The organism is Paenibacillus sp. WC2504, assembly GCF_052682475.1.
This window is the reverse complement of sequence record NZ_JBQZFH010000001.1, coordinates 6,675,180-6,694,016: the sequence shown is the minus strand read 5'-3', so window position 1 is coordinate 6,694,016 and position 18,837 is coordinate 6,675,180. Positions and strand designations below refer to the sequence as shown.

Annotated in this window: 18 protein-coding genes; 16 read left to right on the top strand and 2 right to left on the bottom strand. The window is 43.1% G+C overall.

All coding sequences use genetic code 11. The annotated features are described in order from the left end of the window. Positions 1-16: 16 nt before the first annotated feature. Together ACUN27_RS30240 and ACUN27_RS30235 are read right to left on the bottom strand one after the other, a co-directional pair. The gene (locus ACUN27_RS30240) at positions 17-985 is read right to left on the bottom strand and encodes an SDR family NAD(P)-dependent oxidoreductase (RefSeq protein ID WP_445558673.1); all 969 of its coding nucleotides are present in this window, start codon (positions 983-985) and stop codon (positions 17-19) included. Positions 986-1,016: 31 nt separating this feature from the next. Beyond that, a complete protein-coding gene (locus ACUN27_RS30235) occupies positions 1,017-1,985 on the bottom strand; it encodes an SDR family NAD(P)-dependent oxidoreductase (RefSeq protein ID WP_445560093.1) in 969 nt (322 codons plus the stop codon). Positions 1,986-2,169: 184 nt separating this feature from the next. On the opposite strand from ACUN27_RS30235, the gene ACUN27_RS30230 reads away from it, so the two are divergent. The 16 genes from ACUN27_RS30230 to ACUN27_RS30155 all read left to right on the top strand — a co-directional run bounded on the left by ACUN27_RS30230 (position 2,170) and on the right by ACUN27_RS30155 (position 18,795). Beyond that, positions 2,170-2,832, top strand: coding sequence for a TetR/AcrR family transcriptional regulator (locus ACUN27_RS30230; protein ID WP_445560092.1), 663 nt, complete (start codon positions 2,170-2,172; stop codon positions 2,830-2,832). A gap of 321 nt (positions 2,833-3,153) precedes the next feature. Then, on the top strand, positions 3,154-3,453 hold the full coding sequence (locus tag ACUN27_RS30225; protein WP_445558670.1) for an ArsR/SmtB family transcription factor: 300 nt from the start codon (positions 3,154-3,156) through the stop codon (positions 3,451-3,453). Between the two features lie 339 nt (positions 3,454-3,792). Beyond that, the gene (locus tag ACUN27_RS30220) at positions 3,793-4,959 is read left to right on the top strand and encodes an iron-containing alcohol dehydrogenase (RefSeq protein ID WP_445560091.1); all 1,167 of its coding nucleotides are present in this window, start codon (positions 3,793-3,795) and stop codon (positions 4,957-4,959) included. A 523-nt stretch (positions 4,960-5,482) separates the two neighbouring features. Further along, entirely contained in the window at positions 5,483-6,148 is a 666-nt protein-coding gene (wrbA, locus tag ACUN27_RS30215; RefSeq protein WP_445560090.1) for an NAD(P)H:quinone oxidoreductase, read from the top strand. Positions 6,149-6,171: 23 nt separating this feature from the next. Next, positions 6,172-6,279, top strand: a complete 108-nt coding sequence (locus ACUN27_RS30210) for an SDR family NAD(P)-dependent oxidoreductase (protein ID WP_445560089.1) — start codon at positions 6,172-6,174, stop codon at positions 6,277-6,279. Positions 6,280-6,342: 63 nt separating this feature from the next. Beyond that, the gene (locus tag ACUN27_RS30205; protein WP_445560088.1) at positions 6,343-6,591 is read left to right on the top strand and encodes a tautomerase family protein; all 249 of its coding nucleotides are present in this window, start codon (positions 6,343-6,345) and stop codon (positions 6,589-6,591) included. 80 nt (positions 6,592-6,671) lie between these two features. Continuing rightward, positions 6,672-6,974, top strand: coding sequence for an EthD family reductase (locus tag ACUN27_RS30200; RefSeq protein WP_445560087.1), 303 nt, complete (start codon positions 6,672-6,674; stop codon positions 6,972-6,974). A gap of 80 nt (positions 6,975-7,054) precedes the next feature. Then, positions 7,055-7,261: an aminoglycoside phosphotransferase family protein gene (locus ACUN27_RS30195; RefSeq protein ID WP_445560086.1), complete on the top strand. Its 207-nt coding sequence runs from the start codon at positions 7,055-7,057 to the stop codon at positions 7,259-7,261. Positions 7,262-7,655: 394 nt separating this feature from the next. Continuing rightward, on the top strand, positions 7,656-8,663 hold the full coding sequence (locus tag ACUN27_RS30190) for a phosphotransferase enzyme family protein (RefSeq protein WP_445560085.1): 1,008 nt from the start codon (positions 7,656-7,658) through the stop codon (positions 8,661-8,663). 474 nt (positions 8,664-9,137) lie between these two features. After that, positions 9,138-9,671 (top strand): DinB family protein, encoded by a 534-nt coding sequence (locus ACUN27_RS30185; RefSeq protein ID WP_445560084.1) that lies wholly within the window; start codon positions 9,138-9,140, stop codon positions 9,669-9,671. A 376-nt stretch (positions 9,672-10,047) separates the two neighbouring features. After that, positions 10,048-11,409, top strand: coding sequence for an ABC transporter substrate-binding protein (locus tag ACUN27_RS30180; RefSeq protein WP_445560083.1), 1,362 nt, complete (start codon positions 10,048-10,050; stop codon positions 11,407-11,409). 162 nt (positions 11,410-11,571) lie between these two features. Beyond that, positions 11,572-13,326: a sensor histidine kinase gene (locus ACUN27_RS30175; RefSeq protein ID WP_445560082.1), complete on the top strand. Its 1,755-nt coding sequence runs from the start codon at positions 11,572-11,574 to the stop codon at positions 13,324-13,326. An 8-nt stretch (positions 13,327-13,334) separates the two neighbouring features. Beyond that, on the top strand, positions 13,335-14,948 hold the full coding sequence (locus ACUN27_RS30170) for a response regulator transcription factor (RefSeq protein ID WP_445560081.1): 1,614 nt from the start codon (positions 13,335-13,337) through the stop codon (positions 14,946-14,948). Between the two features lie 186 nt (positions 14,949-15,134). After that, complete coding sequence (locus ACUN27_RS30165) at positions 15,135-16,982, top strand: GH32 C-terminal domain-containing protein (protein WP_445560080.1); 1,848 nt, start codon at positions 15,135-15,137, stop codon at positions 16,980-16,982. Between the two features lie 24 nt (positions 16,983-17,006). Then, positions 17,007-17,939: a carbohydrate ABC transporter permease gene (locus tag ACUN27_RS30160; RefSeq protein ID WP_445560079.1), complete on the top strand. Its 933-nt coding sequence runs from the start codon at positions 17,007-17,009 to the stop codon at positions 17,937-17,939. Between the two features lie 19 nt (positions 17,940-17,958). Further along, a complete protein-coding gene (locus ACUN27_RS30155) occupies positions 17,959-18,795 on the top strand; it encodes a carbohydrate ABC transporter permease (protein WP_445560078.1) in 837 nt (278 codons plus the stop codon). The last annotated feature ends 42 nt before the right edge of the window (positions 18,796-18,837 follow it).

The following is an 18,837-nucleotide window of genomic DNA, read 5'->3' as shown; positions in this document are numbered from 1 at the left end:
TTTGATAATTTGTTTATTAGCCTTCAATTTTCACGCCAGTCATTTTCTCGCTCATGATCCACAAGCGTTCCGCCATGTCGGGGTCGACGGCCCAAGGAAGTACGCCATGATACTGTTGGCTCATATCTCCCATCTTGAAGTCAGCAACCAATTCCGCAATGTCGCAGTCCAAGCAGTAAACGCCGCCTTTTCCTTCTAATTGCTGGCTCGTTGCGCACCAAACGCTTGTCGCTGCTCCTTGCTCTGTTGTTTTGAATACGCCGCCAACACCACGCTCTTGATCAGATAAAAAACGAGCTAGTTCAGTGTCGATTCGGCCTGGATGTACGGAGAACGCACGAATACCGTCCGCATAACCGCGCTTGTCGAGGCCTACCGCAAACAAAGCGTTTGCCGATTTCGATTGGCCGTAAGCTTTCCATTTGTCGTATTCGCGCTTTTCAAAGTTAGGATCTTCGAAGTCGACACCACCGAATCGAACTCCTGCTGAGGAGAGTGATACGACCCGAGCGTTCCCTGCTTGCTTCAATGCTGTCCATAGACGCAATGTTAATTGGAAGTGACCCAAATGATTCGTAGCGAATTGAGATTCATAGCCGCGAGCATCGCGAACTAGTGGAGGAGCCATGATACCTGCGTTAGCGAACAAAAAGTCAAGCTGTCTCCCGGAAGTCAGGAAGAGTTGAGCGAATTTGTCAATCGACGCAGGATCGCTCAGATCGAGCTTTTCTATTTCTATGCCAGCAATACCGGCGAGAGCGCTGCCGGCCTGCTCAGGTGAACGAGCTGCTACAATGACAGTAGCGCCTGCAGCCGCCAGTGCGCGAGTCGTTTCAAGACCAATACCAGAATGTCCACCTGTTACGATGGCGATCTTACCGTTTAGATTTATGTCTTTAACAGTTTCCAAAGCGGTCGTTTCCGCTCCAAAACCCGATGAGATCGGTAATTGTGGAGTAATTTTATATTCGTTGTTATTTACCATGATTCAATTCCTCCTAAGAATAAGGTTGTGCTTAAATAATGAATTTCATACCGATTAACCGTTCGCTTAACTCCCAAAGTCGATCCGCCATTTCGGGATCGATCGCCCAAGTCATTGCGCCGTTTGGTACAGTTGCTGCATCTTTCGCCTCAACAACGTTAGCGATGTCCACATTTTCACAGTAAACTCCACCCATTCCGTCAAGCTTCTTGTTTGTCGCGCACCAAACCGACGTAGCCGAACCTTGTTCAGCGGTTTTGAACTTGAAAAACGTCTGTGCTGTGGATAGTTCATCTTCCGACATATAACGAACTAAATTGGTCATTATAGCACCCGGATGAACTGCAAATGACCGAACACCGTCTACCGCTCCCCGCCGGTCAAGAGCAACGGCAAACAGAGAAGTAGCAGATTTGGACTGTCCATATGCTTGTTGTTTGTTGTATTCGCGCAGTTCGTAGTTTGGATCATCAAAATTAACTCCTCCAAAGCGAATTCCCGAGGATGAAAGTGATACAACACGAGCACCGTTTTCCTGTTTTAATGCTGGCCAAAGGCGCGCCGTCAATTGAAAATGTCCCAGATGATTAATGGCAAATTGAGACTCGTACCCGCGAGCGTCCCGCGTTAACGGTGGTGTCATAATGCCTGCGTTATTGATTAAAATATGAATTGGTTTACCAAATGCCAAAAAGTGTTTCGCAAATGCATCAATCGAGGCTGGATTGATTAAATCGAGTTCCGCGACCTTAACCCCATCTATCTCCGCAACAGCGGTACGGGCTGACTCTACGGAGCGCGCCGGAACAATAACTGAAGCTCCTGCTTCCGCTAGAGCGCGTGTCGTCTCTAGCCCAATCCCGGAATACCCGCCGGTTACGATCGCGATTTTCCCCTTAAGATCCACCCCTGCGACCACTTCCCGGGCGGTCGATTGCGCGCCGAAGCCCGACAAGATCGGGGCTTGCGGAGTCGCTTTATAACCACTGCTAGTGGACATACAGAGTTCCTCCCTCCCAATAATAAAGTTCTTTGTTTGTCCGCAAAGCCAACCAGGCTTGACGAATGATCACATCATAACACTCCGAAAATACAAAGTAAACAAAAAACGTAATATATGTCTACATTGTTCTCTTTGCTTAAACTGTATTGTATATTAAAATAGATTGAAGGAGGGATTACACATGAATGCCCCAATGAATCAAGACGCAAAAACGAAACTATTAAAAAAATTGATTGTATCCGTCATTAGAGATGGTTTTCTACATTTAAAGATGGACGATATCGCGAAATATATGGACGTAAGCCGAGCGACTATGTACAAGCGTTTTTCATCTAAAGAGGATGTTATAGATGGTGTTGTCCGCATTATCGTTGATTATATCGAGAGGCTAGAGGAGCGTAACGACAACGAAGATGAATCTTATTTTGGCCTCTGGTTTCAGCAGCTATTTGAACAATCGGTATCGCTTATAGAGTTTATTACTGACGTATTTATGAAAGATTTGCAAGCATCGTACCCCGACCTCTACAACATGCTTAAAGACGTATTGCGGAAGCGAGAAGAACATTCTCTCCGCTTTTATCGCCTAGGAATAGACAAAGGCATTTTTAACAAAATCAACGGAAAGTTTATTTTGCTGCAAGACGACCTTCTGCTACACGAAGTCACAAGCGTTAAATATTTGCTCTACAATCAAACAACAATAAAGGAAGTGTTGCACGACTATTATCAATTAAAAAAAATGCAGCTGTTTAAAGCCGATAAACTTTCGCTTGTTGACGATACCAACATAAATCCCGTTATAGATCGGCTATCTGAAAAATTCATTCGAACGTTAATGTAAGCTAATCAATGTAACTTTTATAGAGGGTTGCGAAAAGAACTTCTAGATATCGTTGGATTTGATTATGATCAGTTATTATCATTTCACTCCCTAACGGAAAACGATAGAACAATAAAACAGTAGTAATCTAGGACTTTATTTTCTCGTCCATTAGTGCAACTGATCCATTTGAAAGAGTCAGTCTAATACTTATTATTCAATGCCCAACGGTATTGCAATTCGAAACACCGCACGACTTCAATATTCAGTCTAATACTTTATTAAAGGCAGATGAAATTAACAATTTGACATATTGCAAAAATATAATATATAATAGTCAACATGACCAACACAATTGAGATTTTCAAGGCACTTTCCAATGAAGCGCGTGTTCAAATTTTAGAATGGTTGAAAGATCCAACAACTCATTTTTCACCCCAGGAAGGGGCTGACCTTATTACAGTTGGGGTATGTGTGAGTCAAATCACTGAAAAATTAAATATGAATCAATCTACGGCTTCGCAATACCTCTCCATGCTTCAAAGAGCAGGACTGGTTCATGCTACACGCTTAGGGAAGTGGACCTACTACAAAAGAAATGAAGATGCGATTAATGATATCGGTCGGTTCCTTCAGAAATAGCAATTATACAGAAGACTGAATTCATTCTTGGAATTCAGTTTCTCTAGAACTATCATATTGACAATTCGCAAAATCTAAATTTTTTTAATTATTTATATCGACAATTTGTAATATATGAATATTTATTTAAGGAGTGATGTGCATAAAATTGTGACTGGCGTCTCAAAATGTCATTATGCTAAGCAGCTGGCACACGTTTTTGAGTGCCATGCTTTCTAATGAATTGGTTGCTTTCAGGTTTCTGGTTTACAAAATGCTCGACCAAATTTCGCCTACTAACGTGGCTTATGTTTGTAGCGATAAGAAAATAAAAAATAAAATAAAAGAGGGATAACAAAAATGCAGAACTTTGAATTTAAAAACCCGACTAAGCTATTGTTTGGAAAAGGCCATGTAAGCAGCCTGAAAAATGAAATTCCTGCTTACGGCAAACGTGTCTTGCTAGTATACGGGGGCGGAAGTATAAAAAAAAATGGGCTTTACGATAAAGTTATCAGTGAACTAAAGGAAATCGAAGCTTTTGTCGTTGAGCTAGGAGGAGTTGAACCGAATCCACGACTAACAACCGTCCAAAAAGGAATTACCCTTATCAGAGAAAATATGCTTGATTTTATTCTTGCGGTCGGCGGCGGTAGCGTAATTGATTGTGCTAAAGCGATTGCCGCGGGCGTGCCATATGACGGTGATGTGTGGGATATCGTGACTAGTAAGGTGAACGCCCCTTCTAATTCCGTACCGATTGGCACGGTTATAACGATAGCGGGAACTGGATCAGAAATGAACGGAAATTCCGTCATTACGAACTGGGAAACGAATACGAAAGCATTCTTTAATTCCAGTCATGTGCTTCCAAAATTCAGTATTCTAGATCCAGAGCTTACATTCACCGTACCTCGGGATCAAACGGTATACGGCAGCGTTGATATTATGTCCCATGTCTTTGAACAGTATTTTCATGGTTCGAGCAATGCACCTCTTCAGGAAAGAATCGGTGAAGCAATTCTTCGTACCGTCATCGAGACGGCGCCTAAGCTCGTGAATGATTTGAACAATTACGAACATCGCGAAGTCATGTTATTAAATGGAACATTGGCCTTAAATGGACTAACTGGAATGGGCGTTAGTCCGGATTGGTCGACGCATCTCATCGAACATGCTGTATCAGCTGTCCATGACATCCCACATGGCGGGGGAATCGCGATTATTGCCCCGCGTTGGATGGAACATGTCGCGGCCGTACGTCCGGAGAAAGTCGCGCAGCTGGGTGTTCGTGTATTTGATTTGGTCCCGACAGGAAAAACAGATGCTCAATTGGCAGCAGAAGCGATTCAATCCCTCAAGAAATTCTGGACATCCATCGGAGCGCCTACGAAGTTGTCGGACTATGGAATCGATGACAAGGAAATTGAACTGATGACGGAAAGGGCTATGCTTGCCGATCAAATAGGTAGCTATGTTCCTCTAACTAAAGAAGATGTCAGAAAGATTTTGAGAAATTCTTTATAATGTACTAAATGGTGGATGTTTCTATTAAGAAAAAGGCTTGTAAAGTAAGAAGGCAGAAGACTCAAAAGAGTTCTTTATATTAATGAAAGAGCGCTTATCGGGTCGCTCTTTCATTAATTGTTATTAAACTAATCACTTATCTTAATTTCAAGCTCACCTAATGAGTCTATGCAAACAGCTACAGAATATATTAAAGCGATAGTTTTTTATTCCGATGTGAAATGTTGCATTGCATTCTTTACTCATATTCAAAACTTTGGCTGAAAAAGCTTATTAAATTTCTATCTACTAAAAGGTAGAATACGAACAATAACAAAAACACGGCAGATCTAATTCTAGATAAGCATACATTTACAGGCTTGCAGTTGCTAGCTGATCTATTCAGCGCATTTAAGCAGCAGTAAGCAGCACCGGAAGATTCGTTCATCACCATGCCGGATCGGTCGTAGCATCCCTAAAGTTTGCGGTTCGTGCCGGTATACTTGATTTCATCATATACGTAAAAGTTTGGAGCGATTATAATATGGGGATTTTTAATTGGTTTAAAAAGGAGAACTCAACAGTGACAACTACTAAAGTGAAATTAGCCGTGATTTACTATAGCTCTAATGGAACAAACTATCAATTAGCCCAATGGGCAGCGGAGGGCGCCCGTGAAGCCGGAGCCGATGTGAAAATCTTGAAAGTCGCAGAAACGGCACCTCAATCCGTTGTGGATGGTCAACCTTCCTGGAAAGCGCATCTCGAGACGACGAAGAACGTACCGACTGCGATGGTAGAGGATTTGGAGTGGGCGGATGCCATTATCTTCAGTATGCCGACTCGATTCGGTAACTTGCCGGCGCAGTTGAAGCAATTCCTCGATACGACCGGCGGTCTGTGGGCGCAAGGTAAAACGGTAAACAAAGTCGTGAGCGCCATGACATCCGCTACGAATCCGAATGCGGGTCAAGAACAAACGATCCTGCAGCTATACACGTCCATGTACCATTGGGGCGCCATCGTCGCCGCGCCTGGCTTCACGGATCAGGCGGTCTTCACGGCCGGAGGCAATCCGTACGGCACAAGCGTAACCGTGGGTCAAGACGGCAAGATTAAAGAAGATGCACGCGGTGCGGCAGCGCATCAGGCCAAACGAACCGTATCGATTGCAAAAGCGTTGAAAATCGGTTTTGAACAACAGCAATAATATAAACGGGGAGCAATCATAAAATGAGCAATCAAGGTAAAGTATATGTCATCACTGGCGGAAGCAGCGGACTTGGTAAAGCTATGGCAGTAGAATTAGTGAAACGCGGCGCGAATGTCGTCATCAACTGACGCTGTGAACAAGCGCTGGCGGATGCCGCGAAGGATATCCATTCGAAATGGAGGAAATTATTCATGCCGATCGTAAACATTCAAGTAACGAGAGAAGGCACGAGGCCTGATCGAGACTCGATGACTGCCGAAGAAAAAGCAGCCCTCATCAAGGGCGTAAGCGAATTGTTGCTTACCGTGCTGAGTAAGCCGTTGGAATCGACATTCGTAGTGATCGAAGAAGTCGACACAGACAATTGGGGTTGGGGAGGACTTAAGGCACTGGAGTACCGCCGGAAGGTGGCTGCACAGAAAGCAGACGCTGAAAGTTAATCCTAGCTTAGAAGAGGCCCGTTTGGCATCCACGTATCAGTGTAAACTGTATAAAGAAAACCGATAAAGGAGAACAACCAATGGCAAAAATGATCGTACTTTATGAACAGCCCAAAAACCTAGAAGCGTTCGAGAAATATTACTTTGATGTTCATATCCCATTAGTACAACAAATTCCTGGGATACAAAGCGTCTCCATTCATCGTGTAAAGCAATCCCTGTACACCAATAGAGAATTATATTTGGTCGTTGAAATTGTATTTGACCACTTAGAAGCTTTGAATCAGGGAATGGCGACAGCTGAAGGCGAAGCCGTACAAAACGATCCCAAAAATTTTATTGAATTTTTGCATAGCCCGCCAGCTATCTATATTGTGGAATAACAATTTCACGTCATTGTCAGCGCATTTCGTGGTAATTGAGCGATACCGAGAGCGGTTCAAAGAGTTCAAAGACAAGAAACATGACATGCCACTGCCTTCGAGCTGGTGAAGAATGTCTGGAATATCTAATCGCGACCACGAATGAGAATCTCATACTGCATGGAGATCTGTATCATGATAACATCCTTCGGCAAGGTGAAGAGAAATGGTCAGTGATTGACCCCAAAGATATTATCAGCGTTCCAGAAGGAGTATACAATCTTAGTTCGCCACCAAGAGAGATATGAGATTCATTAGTCCAATTTCTCTTGTAATCGATAAACCTGTTAATTGGAAACACATCCCCCACCCAAGCAGGTTGACTATATACAATTTCTAAACACACCACGGTGGTGTGTTTTTTTATTTCGAAATGCGGCTGACACACACTCGGCGGCGGGAATGAGATAAAGTTCTTGTCATCCGACAATTGCTGTTAAAGTTGAAAGTATTGGAGCTCACTCGCCAAATAACATAACGGATAACGATAGCCTATTAAAGACACCGCGGTAGCCTGTTACGATCGGCTGCCTTTTCCACTTAACCAGCAGAATAGTTGAGTAACTCCTTAGCAGAACAAACATCTTATGGTAATGTAAATAAAGGACTAAGATAGCAAAAGCTGAGGAAGGTGCTTCAGTAATGGATAACTTTAAGTTACTTCAAATGGCAATAAAGCACTATGGATTTAACCCTGAAGATTTGGTTTTCGAAAAAGAACTTCAATCGAATACTTGGCATGGGGATTTACACTTCAAAATTCAGCTAAAAGAAAAGTCTTTCTCAGCAAGATTTATTAGCTATAAGCGATATGAAAATAACGTATTTGTTAAACTAACGGATGAAGTTCTTACAGAACAGATTAAATTTTGCAATTATCTACGTGAATACGGAATTCCTTTTATGAAACATCGGTCAACTGTACAAGCTGAACCATTTATTTTGATTAATGATGGGGATAAGGAATGGAGATTCCTATTATTTGAGTGGATTGAAGGTGAGCATATTATTCATTGTACTGAGCTCGTCTCAGAAAAATTTGGTAAGCTAGCACGAAAGATTCACGACATATCAGCAAAATTTGAAAGTGAGGTTTTTACAAAAGAATCCCATGTTTATGGTTCACAACAATTTCTTGGAATGATTCGTAAAGAATTAGGCTCAATTAAGCTAATGGCAAGAACAGACGAATTGTTACAAAATTACATATCACTTGTAGAATATCATATAGAAAAAGCCAAATCTGAATCATTGGAGTTCATAGTTCAAAGTGACCTAAACAATCTAAACATATTGTGGGATAGTAATGGTGAAATCAATGGAATAGTTGATTTTGAATCTATCACTTATACGGATAGAGTAGAGGGTTTAGCATGGTTAATAAAATGGTATTCACGAACTCATGGACTAGGTTCCCACGAAATGTCTCCTGCACTTGGAAAGGCGGTATTACATGGTTATGAGGCAAAAGATATCTTAAATCAAAATGATTTTAACAGACTTCCTTCATTACTATGGTTGTCAGGTTGTTTAAATTGGAATTTTATTGCTAAAACAATAAATTTAATGAAGAATATGGAAGATCTACTCCTAGTAGAACATCTAACTAAGTATTTAAAACGTGGGGAAATACTCTTATCTCTTATTTAATGCATACTAGACTATATGTTGTTGAACAGGAGTGACTTGTTGTTATATTTCCAAAATAAGAACCCGGTCAAGTAAACCGGGTTTGTTAATGCTTTGAAGTTCGAACTCCTCGCTCGCTTAAGCGCAGAGAGTGGGATGACGGTACGTAACAGCTTTACTTCGATTTCTTTTGTTCTCCAGTTTTACCTGATGACGTGGTATGCTTCGGGTTACTAGTGTCTTTAGTTTTACTCATGTTTATTGTTCACCTCCTGTCTTATTCCATAAAAGTATTTCTCCAAACCGCAATCCTTATTAGAAAAATGGTTGTATTTCGGAATACGGGTTTTTGTATCCCCTATGCAGCTTGAAAAGAACGGGGCAGCTTCTCGCTCACCTAACGGGCAGAATAATTAAAGGGAATCAATCTGAGTTAAACGAATTATTAAAAAAGAGATATGTGTATTTTTACTAAATTGTAGAGGGGAAATAATCGTGCCAGACCTCACAAAAACCGTACTCGAAGACATGAACAAGCAACTTGATCGAATCATAAAGAGCTTAAACCAACTTGATGATGATTTGATTTGGAAAAGAATAAAGGATTCTATGAATAGCATTGGAAACCTTTGCTTACATTTAGCTGGAAACGAGTATCAGAATTTCATAAGTGTTATTGGAAACAAACCTTTCATCCGGGAACGCACTCGAGAATTTAATTCTGAAGGTGGCATATCAAAAGATGAATTGAGTAGTCTTCTTTTGAGGACACGATCCGAATCTGAAACTATATTATCAGCTTTGTCTGAGGAGGATTTAAAAAGGGAAGTCATAATCCGCTATGACTTGGAGGATTGGAACAGAATGCTTCAGGTTAATGCTTCAGAAAATGAAACCTATGAAGTGAGAGTAATCAGTCGGCTTCTTATTCAGGTTGCGGCACACTATGGATATCATGCTGGGCAAATTGTATTACTCTCCAAATTAATGAAAGATTCGAATGAACACATAACAGGACAATATCATTGATTATTCATTCAACGGGAACTATAGTTCAATGATGACAACGACGGCAGCCGGCGAGAACCAATCGGCTGCCGTCGTTACGCTAACGGGCAGTTTAGTTTCATTTAAGAAATTTTAATATATATACGTAATTATGTATAATTATTCATAAAGAACAATGATAAGAAGAGTTGAACAGTGCTGGTCCAGCATCTTTTAGGGCTAGCTTTTATATTATTTAGAGGTTTTGAATTACGCTAAAATTCACGCTCCTTTTACTTTCATCGCCCTTCATGATAATTTTATAAGTTAGAAGCAGAGCATTTTGAATTTAATGTCCCTTTCACTTTGATAAGATGGTGACAGAAACAACAACATAGTAATGGAGGGGCAACAACATATGAAAAAACTAAGTCAAACAGTCGTAAGCGCTATCGTGGTTGGTGGTTTGTTGGCGGGATGTTCTTCGCAAAGCAATAGTGGAAGCGCATCAAGCAATTCATCAGCGGAACCAAAGCAAACAGATGCAGCTGTGACAAAAGAAGAAAAAGTAAAACTTACATTCTGGAGAAACTCAGGGAATGATACGGAAAATGCTGCCTATGATAAGCTAGTGGCATCCTTTATGCAAAAGTACCCGAATATTTCCGTGGAAATGACACCGATTCCATACTCCGATTATGACACGAAATTGCGTGTATCCATCGCTTCCGGCAGCCCACCGGACATCATGGCGTTAGATGCACCTACCGTCGGTTCGTATGCAAACGCGGGAGCGCTTAAACCATTAACCGCCTACTTCAAAGCAGACGGCAATATGGATGATGTTCCAAAATCAACACTTGCGACCTACACGTATCAAAATGAAATCTACATGGCACCTCTGACGGAATCTTCGATTGCGATGTTCTATAACAAAAAGCTTTTCCAAGCGAAAGGCATTCCCCTTCCGTCTAAAAATCCAGATGAGCCATGGACTTGGGATCAAGTTCTGGATGCTGCGAAAAAAGTAAATGACCCAGCGAATGGCATCTTTGGCATTGACCCGGCGCAAGGCTTTGGCAATGCGGGTGCAACCGCTTATTTCAAATATCCGATCGTTTGGCAATTCGGTGGGGAAATTATGAGTCCAGATGGAAAAACATCCAAAGGCTTCCTAGACTCACCGCAAACGAAAAAAGCCGTTCAGTTCTTCTCTGATCTATATAATAAAGATAAAGTATCTGCGTTGGAGTATCCACCAGATCCGTTCCCGAACGGCAAATTGGCTATTACGATTGATGGCTCATGGTCCCTGGCTAATCTGAAGGAGAAATTCCCGAATTTCAAGCTGGGCGAAGACTATGATATAGCTCCATTGCCAAAAGGAACGGCACAAGCAGTAGCAAACGGCAGCTGGGCTCTCGGTATTTCAGGGAAAAGTAAGCACCCAGATGAAGCGTGGAAGTTCATTAACTGGGTAACTGGGGAAGAAGGACAGAAAACGTATGCAGGTATGACGAAAGATATCCCTTCCCGTTATTCATCTGCCAAGGCGTTCCCAGAGTTAAATGAGTATCCGAAGAATATCTTTGTTATTCAAAATCAAAAGTATGGTAGACCGCGTCCGATCACGCCTATCTTCCCGCAAATGTCGGATGCTGTAAACAAAATGTTCGAAGATGTCACGATTGGCAAAAGAAACATTGATGCGTCCATTGCAGAGGCCGTTACGACAATTGATAAAGCGTACGCAGATGTCCTAGCACAGCAGAAGAAGTAAGTAGCTCCAGATAAGTGAGACGAATCATTTCGGTGATCGTCTCTTTGTCGTTGTTTGGTTAGGCGCTCCAGAGATATGATAAGTAGATATTACTTAAATAAAATGATTAGATTTCAGATATAACGGGGGGATATCATGTTTTTCTCATTGAGGAGCCGTTTGATGGCGGTATTTTCGGTTCTACTGCTTCTCCCTTTTGCAACATTGGCTTATATACTTAGTGAAGAAGCTACCAAAACGATCAAGTCGTCGATTGAAGCTTCAACCTCTCAAACCATTGAGCAGTTTGCCTCACATGTGGGGACGCTACTTACGCAGGTCGAGGATGCAGGCAATCAAGTGGTGAGCGCTCGAACGACTCAGGAGTGGTTGACCGTGCATTTAAATCCAGATAGTACGATTCAGGAACGAGTTCTTACGAAGCAACGATTGCGGGAGTATTTCTCGTCTTATGCGGTGAACAACTCCAGTGGGATATCCATTAGTGCGTTTGTTGAGGATACAGGCGGTGTGTGGACACAGGATAAATCGTACAAGAACAGTGAGTGGTTTCAGGGGTTTATAACAGAAAACAAACGTTGGACGACAGCACACAAGGATGTCGATCAGTCGGATGAATTTATGCGATCGAGATTAATTAATAGCTTTATTTTTCCACTTGTGCAGCTACAGTCCCTTAAAAATATGGGCTTTATCAAAGTGAACTATCCTACAACCCTGCTTCGCAATGCCATTGAAAAGATCCATGTAGGGAAGACGGGAAAAGTTGTTTTGATGACCCACGATGGTAACAGTGTATTGGATCAAAATCTGTCCGAAGATAGGGACATGCTCAAGATGGGACTTCAGCAAATTGATGTGCGATATGATGGCGATGTGAGTGGGATTTTTCCTATGGATGTTAAGGGAGAGACGAATCTGCTTTTCTTTCGCAAGCTACCTGCTCAGAATTGGACGATTATTGGAAGTGTGCCTGAAGCAGAATTGTATGAAAAAATCACTCAGATTCGAAAGACAATGCTTGCCGTTACCATTTTGTTGCTGGTTGTTGCGATAGTGGTGGCTTTTTGGTTGTCCGCAGGTATAACCAAACCCCTAAGTGTGATGGGGAGGGCGATGAAGCATGTAGAGCGTGGAGAGTTTCATCAGGCGCTTCAAGTGATTCCGAATGCCGGCGAGGGGCATAGCGAAGTCAATTATGTGACGGCTGTGTTCAAGCAGATGACCCATCGGCTGCGCTATTTAATAGAGACGGAGTTCGAGACGAATTTACGTAGGAAAAATGCTGAATACAAGGCGCTGCTACTGCAAATTAATCCGCATTTTTATAATAATACGCTCGAAATCATTAGCGGTCTGGCGGCTATGAGACGGGAAGACCTCGTGATGGATGCGACGGAAGCTTTGGGGAAAATGATGAGATATTCGCTCAATCTAGGTAGTGATTTGGTTCGAGTGGCGGAGGAAATGGCGTATATCCGGGATTATTTATTTATCCTTCATTTGAGACATGAGGAGCGTTTACAGGTTGTGAAAGAGGAAGATCCCGCGGCAGCTGATTTCTTAATCGCCAAATTTATCATTCAACCCCTAGTGGAAAACGCGGTGAAGTACAGCTTAGAGAAGCATGGCGTGGCACGGATTGTCCTAAGGACGAAGCTGAAAGAGGATAAATTGCTGATATCCGTCAAGGATAATGGCATTGGCATGTCCCCTGACTTAGTACAAAATCTACTCGATGAACTCAAGTCTGCTGATTCTGTTGCGATTCTAAGTACCGAGGGGCAAAGTATCGGGCTTCGTAATGTGTTATCACGATGTCGACTGAACTATGGCGAACTATTTCAATTCGAGCTGCAATCCAAGCTGGGTGAAGGAACGGAACTGAATTTGATCCTGCCGCTGATAAGGAGCTGACAACCGAGATGTACAGAATCATGCTGATTGATGATGAGGTCGGCGTTCGTAACAGTATTAAAGCGAAAATAGATTGGTTATCCGCCGGATTTGAAATCGTTTTGGAAGCAGCTGATGGGCTGGAAGCTCTGCAGCTTCTGGAGAAGCACGTGTTGCCGGATGTAATTATTACCGATGTGCGCATGCCGCAAATGGATGGTATTGCTTTTGTTAACGCATGCAAGGAAAAGTACCCCGCGCTTCGCATCATCGTGCTTTCGGGTTACTCGGATTTTGAATATATGAAGGCTGCGATTCAACTAGGCGTGAAGGATTACCTGCTCAAACCCGTGGTTCGAAGTGAACTAACCGCACTTCTTGGTAAGCTAGCCACGGAATTGGAAGAAGATCGCAATCGCATCCGGGAGCAGGACCAAGAGGATATCAAAAATCACCAACAACTGGGGTTGATGCAAGAGCAACTTCTTTGGCAACTGGTGAAGGATGAATGGTTTAGCGTAACTACGATGAAGGAACGTATGGATCAACTAGAGTTATCTGCATTAGCTGTTGATGACGTTCATGCACAGTTTGTCACTGTAGAGATGCGCATTCCTCCAGGGAGATTGGACGATTGGAGTGAGCGGAAAGACTTGCTCTATTTAGCTTTTCAGATGCTTTGCCGGGAGTCTGCCCAGAAATGGGAAAACATCTATCCCTTCTATTCGATGAGTCATCCTGCGATGATACATTTTGTTATTTTGGTTCAAAATGCTGAGTATGAACGATTCTTGGCTGACTTCGTGCGTAAGTTGAAGCGGGATATTCAAACCTACCTCAAAGTAGACTGCGTGCTCGGTATCGGCGAACCCATTTATGGCTTGAGGCAACTCAAAGATGGCTACGCATCTAGCATGCTGGCCTGGAGCCAAGGCACGATTCATTCCGATAAAGCCGAAACCGATAGGAATATGCTCGCTATGACACACAGATTCTCAACTGAGGTTGAGAGAAAGCTGATGCATACTATTGAAAATCTTGATATGTCTGCTTTTACCAAGCAACTGCACAGTATATTCTCTGCAGATCGGGATACGCCGATGTTTGTGTTTACCTTTTTGACGCTTCGTATTATTCTCTTGTTTAATGCAATTGCGAAGAAATTTGAGCTAGGGGATACGTCTTTACAGAGCTATCTCTGGAACTGTCAAATGACCGTAAGGGATTATTCCTCTAGGGAGCAGGTGCTCGAGCAACTGCATGATATGGCGAAATTGGTTATGGAGGAAGTAAGGAAAACTAGGTTTTCGAGTGGTCAGCAAATGATGGAAGCCATTCGGAACTATGTGGATGAAAATTATTCCTATGAGCTTACATTAACCTCGCTTGCAGATATGTTCCATCTGAATGAAACGTACTTGTCAGGACTGTTTAAGCAAAGTGTGGGAGTGACTTTCAGTGACTATGTCACGCGGTTGAGACTCAATAGGGCTGAAGTTTTGCTGCAAGAAAGTGAGCTCAAGCTAACAGATATTGCTACATTAGTGGGATATTCTAGTTCGAGTTATTTTAGCACGGCCTTTAAGAAGTTTTATGGGAAAGGACCGAAGGAGTACAGGGAGGAAGTACGTGTTAACCATTAACTGAATCTTGTTATCTACCCTCATCTAACAGATGAGGGTATTTTTTATTCCCTGACGAGCCCCTAATATGTCACGATACTACCAATCATTTTATAAGCAAACTCCCAATGATATTGAAATCTTTCATCTCTTTGACTCGGTACAATAACGATACATCAAAAAAGACAACGAGTAGAAGGAGAAACCATGAGGAAGAAATTAGGGTTATGGGTGGCAGGCATCGCCGCGATCATACTTCTGGGTTGGGGAGTGACAGCTTTGGTAATAGGTGATGGCAAATCGAAGGACTCAGCGGAGGTAGCAGCAATCTCTTTTGCGAAGGATCCGACTTATTATACAGAAAAATATCGACCGCAATATCACTTATCACCGGAGACGGGCAATATGAGTGATCCGAATGGGATGGTGTATTTTGAAGGGGAATATCATCAATTCTATCAAAATAGCGGTCAATGGGGCCACGCGGTTAGTCGTGATTTGATTCACTGGGAGCATCTTCCGGTTGCTTTGGCTCGGGATTCCCTCGGGGAAATCTGGTCGGGAAGCGCGGTTGTGGATTTGAAGGACACAAGTGGTTTCTTTGGCGGTAAAGCGGGCTTGGTCGCGATTTTTACACATTTTAAAGGCGGACTACAGTCGCAAAGTATTGCTTACAGTACGGATAAAGGCCGGACATGGACGAAATATGATGGAAATCCGGTGATACCGAATCCGGGACTGAAGGATTTTCGCGATCCCAAAGTGATCTGGCATGAACAGACGAAGTCATGGGTCATGGTGGTATCAGCAGATAACCGTGTTCAATTCTATACTTCTCCGGACTTGAAAACGTGGAAGCTGGCGAGTGAGTTCGGAAGCGATCAGGGCTCGCACGCAGCCGTTTGGGAGTGCCCTGACTTGTTTGAACTTCCTGTTGAAGGCACGAAAACGAAGAAATGGGTGTTGGCGGTTAGCATCGGCAGTAATAACTCGACTAAAGGATCCACAGCTCAATATTTCGTCGGTACGTTTGACGGGCATACCTTCAAGAATGATAATCCAGCTTCAGATGTGTTGTGGACAGATTACGGGAAGGATTTCTATGCCGCTGTTTCCTACTCGGACATTCCAGCGAAAGATGGCCGCCGTATTTGGCTGGGTTGGATGTCCAACTGGCGTTATCCGTTTGCGATGCCGACGGGGGCTTGGAAAGGTAATATGTCCATCCCGCGTGAGCTGAGATTGAGGAACATACCTGATCAAGGCTTACGCTTAATTCAGGAACCGATCCAAGAATTGCAGAAGCTGCGTGGAAAAGAAGTGATGGTTGAGAAGCAGCAACTGACCGCAGCAGGTAATCCTTTTGATTCTCTAAAAGGAACAGCCTATGAGCTCAACTCGGAGTTGACTGTTCAGCCAAATAGCTTGATTGAATTCCAGCTGCGCAAAGGTACTGATCAAGCAACGAAAGTTAGCTACGATGCTGAAGCTGAGAAGCTAACGATTGACCGGACTAACTCGGGTATCAACTCCTTCGAGAAGGGCTTTGCCGAGCAAATGTCGGCGCCGCTGAAGCTGAAGGATGGCAAGCTGAAGCTCCGCTTTTTCGTAGATGAAGGCAGCCTTGAGGTGTTTGCCAATGATGGCGAAGCTGTAGTGTCCAGTCTGATATTTCCTGATTCAACGAGTAATCGACTGGAGCTGGCTGCTTTCAAAGGCAGCGTTACGTTGAATAAAGCGCAGTTTTATCCGATGGGAACGGTGTGGCGTAAGGAAGATGTGAATAGCAAAACACCTCAAAGAGTAGTACTGAACAAAACTACGCTTGATGTACCTATGAACGGCATCCAGTCTGTTGAAGCTTCCGTCGTTCCGCTCAGCGGACCGCAGGAGTTGAAGTGGACGTCCAGCGATGAAGACATCGCGACGGTATCTGTGACGAACAATGGTGCACAGGTCAAGGGTGTCAAGGCTGGGCAGGCTGAGATTAAGGCGACAAGCCAGGATGGGAATATCGTGTCGAGCCTTCAAGTATATGTTTTCGATGGCAAGTAACAGAGTGGAATGGAGAGATGATCGATGGCTACTGTAGAAACGATGGAAACAGTGAAAACTGTTACCTCAAGCAAAAAAAAATCACACAGCTTTCGCAAGCATGAGCAAGCTACAGCATTTTGGTTTATTTTCCCGGCGATAGCTTTATTGCTAATCTTCGTGTTCTATCCCATGCTTCAAGCTTTTTTAATTAGCTTCAAAAATTATTCCTTAGTCGGCGCAGGTGATGTGTTCGTCGGCATGGACAATTATGTGCACCTTATGAAGGATCGTGCCTTCTTTAATAGCTTGAAGCATTCATTTTATTTTGCAATTATTGTGATTCCGATTCAGACGAGTATAGCCCTAGGGCTTGCGTTATTAATTCAGAAGAAAACCGCGACTGCCGGTCTGTTCCGAACGCTTTATTTTATTCCAGTTATTATATCAACAGCGGTAGCAGCTACGGTATTTAAGCTCATTTATAACAAAGAGTTCGGCCTTCTGAACAGTGTACTCAAAGCGGTGCATTTGCCAGTTACAAGCTTCTTATCGGACCCGAAAACCGCGATGAACGGCATCATTGTGCTCGGGATTTGGAAGGGGGCAGGGTTCTTTATGATTATTTTCCTAGCAGGTTTAAACAATATCTCACCGGATCTATATGAAGCAGCCAGAGTGGATGGCGCATCACGAATTCAACAGTTTTTCAAAATCACACTACCGCTGCTCAATCGGACAATGGCTTTCGTGGTCATCATGACAACTATCGATGCGATCAAGCTTTCTGGTTTAGTCTTCGTATTGACAAATGGCGGACCGAATAGCTCAACGGAGACAGTTGTTTTCTATATCTATAAGCAGGCTTTCACGCAAATGAGGATGGGGTACGCGACAGCGGCGGCTTTTGTGTTGTTCGCGATTGTACTGACGATTTCGCTGATTCAAATGAAACTATTTAGCAATGACAATGATTAACATCTAGGAGGAATTCGCTTTGAAAAGGTTAACGAACATCGTCACCATGATTGTGATGATTGTGATTGCACTCATTTCTGTCGCTCCGATCCTATGGATGGTTACGGGGGCTTTCCGGCCGTACCAGGAGCTTTTCAAATACACATCTTTGAATATTCACTTAGTCGTACCCGTAGAATGGACGTGGAAGAACTTTCATAACGTCATTTTCAATGCACGAAATCCCTTCCTACGCTACATCTGGAATACATTGCTGGTAGCTACCATCGTAACGATGTTGGTGCTGATCATCAATTCAATGGCGGCCTTTGCGTTCGCGAAGCTTAGATTTCCTTTGAAAACGATCGTATTCGCTTTATTTATGTCGGCGATGGTTATTCCGGGTGAGGTAACACTCGTGCCAAACTACTTGTTGATGCATGATTTAGGCTGGTTGAACTCGTACAAAGCACTGATTATACCTTCGATGTTATCCGTGTTCGGCATTTTTATGCTGCGGCAATTTTTTGCTGAGGTTCCAAATGAAATGATGGAGGCCGCCCGTATTGATGGAGCGAGTTTGCCGCGAACTTTTGTAGCCATTGTGCTTCCGGCTGCCGTGCCTGCGTTAATTACGCTCGGGTTGATGACCTTCCTTGGAAACTGGGATTCCTATCTGTGGCCGCTCATTGTGATCAATGATCAGAAAATGCAGATGATCCAGGTCGGAATCTCCACATTTTCCTCGAATGAGGGGACGGATTGGTCCAAGGTGTTGGCAGCGAATACGTTGTCTACCGTTCCGATTCTAGTGCTATTCCTCTTTTTGCAGAGGTACTATATTCAGGGGATTACGATGTCAGGAATAAAGGGATAAGACACAGTTAGGATTTACCTACAAAAATAAATGGGGGCGTAT